Origin of the sequence: Nitrosomonas sp. GH22, from assembly GCF_009833115.1 — a bacterium.
Lineage (GTDB): Bacteria > Pseudomonadota > Gammaproteobacteria > Burkholderiales > Nitrosomonadaceae > Nitrosomonas > Nitrosomonas eutropha.
The window spans coordinates 1-3,603 of sequence record NZ_QRCA01000066.1 but is presented as its reverse complement, the minus strand read 5'-3'; the positions used below and the strand labels follow the sequence as shown (position 1 = coordinate 3,603).

Below are 3,603 nucleotides of genomic sequence, written 5' to 3'. Positions count from 1 at the left end.
AGGGCTTACGTTTGATCATCTCAATAGAGTAACTAACTCTTGGACAAAGTGCTTAACACATTCTAATTCAGGCCATGAACTTGACCGGACGGCCAACCTGGATATCGCTTACGAAAATCACTCCGGAATGAGCCTCGAAAAACGGCTGAAAGCCTTCGAGCAATGCATCGACAAGATTCGGTGACACCGCGACGATGATCATGATCAGCGCATCGTCCTCGTTGAACATCAAGTGTCCTCCGTAAAAACCTTGGCTACCCTTGCCCGAAAGATTGCCAACAATGGTGTAACCTTTTACGTCAGCGCGATCAAGCAAGCTGGTAGCGAATTCGCGATGCTCGCCTGCGAGGATGATTTCTAGTTTTTTCAGGGGAGAGAGTTTGAACGTGCTCATGCTGTGACGACCTCCTCGGTGTATGTCGATTGGGATGCGGATACGAAATGTACTTGCCACTCGCCATCGTCGAAAACATAGGCCTGCATATCCTGCGTCGGATCGAGGATAATGGTACGGACCCATTGCCCCTGCACCAGACTCTTGACCTTGGCTACGGCCTCGATGGCGCGGCGCGCGAAGTCCAGCGGCGCTTCAATCATCACGATCAGGCGCAGGGGCTCGTGATAAGGCTGACCATGGCGCATCACAGTCTGCGCCGGCAGCCCGGTGCGCAGATCGGACAGATTGCCGGTCATCACGCCAAAGCGCCCGGCAACGTTGTGATAAACCTTGCTGCCGCTGCCAAAATGAGTGTTGTCGACGGTGGAGAAGTAGTGCTCCATATTGATCCACTGCCCCACTACCACCGGGCCGGCAAGAATATTTTCCAGCAGGCGTCCCTTGGGATCGAGCTGCCAGTCATAGGATTGCAGAAAGGAACGTCCATGCAAATTGGCCTTCTGCGTTAAACCGCGTCGTCCCACGACGAAATACAGATTGCCCGACAATCCCCACTCAGGTCGCACCTGCGACCAGTCGTGCGACATGACACGTACTATGCGATGAGCCTGAGCCGGTTTCAAGGTTTTTGCTTGCGGCAGCAGCGTCGGAACGCGTTCGGCTGCAGAAAGCCGCGACGCTGCATACAGACCGTTCCGCAAACGCTCCAGATACACCAGTAACCGCGGCGGCAAAAGCTCCAGATTGTATAACTCAACGGTATCGGTGGTAGTCGTGTGCAGCCCGGGAACGAACCAGGTGTCGGCGGGAATATCTACCCCAATGGTCCGAAGTTTCGCCCGTACTTCGGCTTTATTGGCCATTTGCGCCAGCACCCTGGCGCTGACCAGCCCGTTGCTGCCGCCGCAGGCGCCGCAATCGAGCGCCGATTCGTAGGGATTGTTTTCCGAATGGCTGCCGTGTCCGATGAGCAACACGAAACGCGAGAAATTGCGGGTCAGGCCAATCGAAGTCAGCGCAGTCCAGACATAGTTGACCTGCTCGTCGAGCGAAAAACCAATCCGCCCCAAACGCAGCATCTGGTAATTCGCATATGACGAATTGACACGGTAAACCTCGCGCACTTGCTCGATGAATCGCGCTTCGCGTTCCAAGGAAAGACCAAACTCGCGCACCAGTATCGTGGTGCCGCTGCAATGGCCCAGCGCCGTTTCGCGCAGCTCGCGAATCATGTCGTCGTTGACGCGCTCCCGCTCGATGCCCAGCTCAATACGCAAAGCATTGACGATCATCGCTCTCTGCAGAGCACGCACAATGGAGTCCGCTTGTTCGCGGCTGAGCTTGTCCAGCAGCAAATGGGTGAACGGATGCGGTGCATCCAGCCGGCTGCGCCAACGGTGATAGGCCAACGGCGCCATGGTCTTGCCAATCAAATCGAAGCCGAACAGCGCGCCAATGGCCTCAACCGTGACAAAGGGAGAGATCACCGAACTCTTCAGATCGTGCAGCACATGGCCAAGGGTCGAGACAAAATCCTCTTCGTCGAAGTCGATTGCAGCGGAAATCTCGAGCACGAGATTTTTTGGCGTGACTATCGCCGGACACAAATGGGTTTCACTTCCTTTGCCGTAACCCAAAAAGCCCACGGGAACGCCAAAGAACCCAGCAATGCCGAACGTCAGGAAATCTCCGACGTTCTCCAGATTGCGCCGCAGTCGCTCAGAACGCACATCAATGCAAAACAGCGCCTGTGCAAAAGCGCGCTTCGGCACCGCCGGCTCGTCCGGGGTCACGATCTGGCTCAGCAGATGGTCGATGGCGCGCGCTTCAAGTGCACGCAGCCACATCGACCCTTCCTGCACGGCAAAGCGCTGCAGCACCTCAAGGACTTCGGCGGCGCCCTGCGCTCCGAGCGCGGCCAGCGTCTGCACCGGTGTTCCAGCCTCCATCGCGATTTTTTGCAGTATCTGGCCCTGCCGCTGCGCATGTACGCGTCGCCATTCTTTCGCGTAGTCCTCGGCCAGTCGAGCTATGCGATTCCCGCTGGATCGCTCCAGCGCATCATCGATACGTTGGGCCCACCCAGGTAAAAGCTCTCCTGCGTGCAACGCGTAGCGCAATAGGGCACAGTCGCGCTGCTCGCGCAAAAAGGCGTCGAACGCAGGTCGGTTCGCGGGTGTTTTGCGATGCCGCGCGCTTTCCTCGATCAGCGCCAGCGCGAATACCAAGCGCACGGCAAGGAAATCGACCAGATCGGCCGGGTGCTTGCGTCCCCAATGATAATGCTCGGCTCCCGAGCGCCAGCGGATAAAGCCGGCCCAACCATGCAGCCGTAACAGTTCGCGCGAAAAATACGCTTGCCAATGCTCTTCGGCAATGCCTAACGATTGCATGACGTGAACAATCGCGGCATCTGCACGTGGCGCCTGATCGAGGATACGCTTGATCGCCAACCCGCGCAAAAACATGCGGCCGTTGCGCCGAGCAACATCAGCCCAGGCAGCGTAAAAACCCTGCTTCCGACCGGGCATGCGCCACGATGACTGATCTTCGTCGAAAAAATCCAAACAGCTTTTGACCACCAGCTCGTCAAGCTCAGCAGCAAGATTGGTTCCCCACAGCGAATCGATACACTCGGTCAGCGGCCGCCAAGGAGGCAGATCGGCAAGCATCGCAGCATCCAGACCGGCTGCGATGGCGCCGTCATTTGGGATAGCCTGGCCAGCCAGCACTGCAGCGACGTCTTCGGCTGAGGCATGCGGCACATAGGGCGAGGCGTCGGTCGGCGCTTTGCGCACCGCGCTCAGCCAGCGCTGCCAGTCGATGCCATCGATACTGGGTGCGGTCTGCGCGAACTGCGCGGTAATCGCGTCGAGCATGCGCACATCGCCCTTGCCTTCGCGCAGATAATGCTGATAGGTAGTGCGTGGAAGGTACACGCGGGCATGGAAAAGCCCGCGCGCAGCCTGAACCGCCTCTGTGAACGGCAAGCCTTCCAGCCCATGCAGGGGATTGTTGTGAATAAATGTGCGCATCGGCCAGAACAACGGTACAGGCTCGGCAGCCACATAGACCGTGGCATGCACGCGCAAGATCTTGCCTAAGTTCAATGCATCAACTATGTCATGCTCCAAAGAGAAGCGGCCACAATCACGGCCACGGCCAGCAACGCGGCCAGAACAGTCCAGAATACCGGGATGTCGTGC

General features: G+C 57.8%; 2 protein-coding genes. Both read right to left on the bottom strand.

Translation table 11 applies throughout. The features are described 5' to 3' along the window. Positions 1-67 precede the first annotated feature (67 nt). Positions 68-394 (bottom strand): P-II family nitrogen regulator, encoded by a 327-nt coding sequence (locus ABF86_RS12230; protein ID WP_011633894.1) that lies wholly within the window; start codon positions 392-394, stop codon positions 68-70. After that, positions 391-3,519: a DUF2309 domain-containing protein gene (locus ABF86_RS12225; RefSeq protein WP_160803652.1), complete on the bottom strand. Its 3,129-nt coding sequence runs from the start codon at positions 3,517-3,519 to the stop codon at positions 391-393. The genes ABF86_RS12230 and ABF86_RS12225 overlap by 4 nt, the downstream gene beginning before the upstream one ends. Positions 3,520-3,603 lie beyond the last annotated feature (84 nt).

Excerpts from the sequence above, each read along its gene's own strand:
- ABF86_RS12230 (WP_011633894.1), bottom strand. The coding sequence starts at position 394 with ATGAGCACGTTCAAACTCTCTCCCCTGAAAAAACTAGAAATCATCCTC.